General features: G+C 67.5%; 2 protein-coding genes. Both read right to left on the bottom strand.

What is annotated here, in order from left to right; genetic code table 11:
* A partial coding sequence (locus ACHZD8_RS14205; protein ID WP_394771083.1) for a DUF4166 domain-containing protein occupies positions 1-476 on the bottom strand: 476 nt, incomplete at its 3' end.
* A partial coding sequence (locus ACHZD8_RS14200) for a DUF885 domain-containing protein (protein ID WP_394771082.1) occupies positions 477-1,736 on the bottom strand: 1,260 nt, incomplete at its 5' end.

The following is a 1,736-nucleotide window of genomic DNA, read 5'->3' as shown; positions in this document are numbered from 1 at the left end:
ATCGCCCGCGGCACCATCAGCCGCACCCGCCCTATCCGCAGCGAGAGAAGGGTCGACACAAGGGTGAGTCGCCCGTCGATAACGGTGCCCGAGAGCCGCGAAACCAGCCGACGTGACCGGCCGAGATGGTCGACGAGCCCACCGCGTTCAGCGGTGATCGCATCGACCATGCTTCGATCACCGGAATCGAAGCGGAATGTTCGCACCGCTCCGACGGCGAGATTGCCCCGGGCATCCACGAACGGACGGTTGACCACGGTAAACGGCACCTGCCGCTGCCAGGCCGGGAACATGATGCTGTTGGCGGCGAGCAGTCGCAGGGCCGGCCAGAGCCAGCGGCGTGGGGTGCCGACGACGTCGAAGACGCCGGCCCCCACACCGATGCTCCCGCGCGGGATCTCGCCGAAGTACGGGCGAAGACGCGGGTGGAGCGAGTCGAGGGTGTCGCCGAAGACCTCCTCATAGGGAGAGGGCATTCAGGCGAGCAGAGCCGCCTTCAGGGTGTCCAGCCCGACTCCCCCGATGTCGAGGGCCTTCTTGTGGAAGGCCTTGATGTCGAAGGACGAACCCTCGCGGCGCGCGTACTCGTCGCGAAGCTGCTCCCAGATGCGCTGGCCGATCTTGTAGGACGGCGCCTGGCCGGGCCAGCCGAGGTAGCGGTTCACCTCGAAGCGCACGAATTCCGGACTCATGTTGACATTGCGCCCGAGGAATCCGAAGGCGTATTCGCCCGTCCACGGACCCGAACCGTCGGGCAGCGGCTTCTCGAGGTGCACACCGATGTCGAGGACCACGCGGGCGGCGCGCATCCGCTGGCCGTCGAGCATCCCGAGCCTGTCGCCCGGGTCGTCGAGGTAGCCGAGCTGCTCCATGAGCCGCTCGGCGTAGAGTGCCCAGCCCTCGGCGTGACCGGATGTGCCGGCGTTGCGCCGCCAGGTGTTGAGCATCGCCTTGTTGTAGACGGCCTGCCCGATCTGGAGGTGATGCCCGGGCACTCCCTCGTGATAGACCGTGGTGAGCTCGCGCCAGGTGTCGAATTCGGTGACCCCCTCCGGCACGCTCCACCACATCCGTCCGGCACGGGAGAAGTCATCGGTGGGGGGCGTGTAGTAGATGCCACCCTCCTGGGTCGGCGCGATCATGCATTCGAGCCGTCGAACCTCGGCGGGGATGTCGAAATGCACCCTCGAGAGCTCCTCAACCGCGCGGTCACTGGTCTCCTGCATCCACTTCTGCAGCGCGTCGGTGCCGTGCAGTTTGCGGCTCGAATCCTGGTCGAGAAACTCGATCGCCTCGGCCACTGTCGCCCCCGGCTTGATCTCGCGGGCGATCGCCTCCTGCTCCGCGGTCATCCGCGCCAGCTCCTCGATGCCCCACTCGTAGGTCTCGTCAAGGTCGACGACGGCTCCGAGGAAGTCGCGGGAGGCGAGAGCGTAGATCTCCCGGCCCACGGCATCACGCTCGGGGGCGTGGGCGGCAAGTTCGTTCTCGAGGAAGTCGGAGAGGGCCGCATAAGCACCGGCCGAGTCACGCGCCGCAGCCGCCAGGTCGTTGCGCAAGGACTCGGGCAGATCGGCGTCTCCCGCCTTCGCTCCTTCGGCCAGCCGGTAGAAGAAGCCGGTGTCCGCCACCTGTTTGGCCGCCTGGGTGACCACTTCGCGAATCTGGCGGATGGCCGGCACGTTTCCGGCCGCGATGCCGGTGCGCAGGGTCTGGATGTAGCCCTCCATCGCCGC

The organism is Lacisediminihabitans sp., assembly GCF_043726815.1.
GTDB lineage: Bacteria > Actinomycetota > Actinomycetes > Actinomycetales > Microbacteriaceae > Lacisediminihabitans.
Note: the sequence above shows the minus strand (reverse complement) of the source record. Positions and strands in the feature narration are given on the sequence as shown.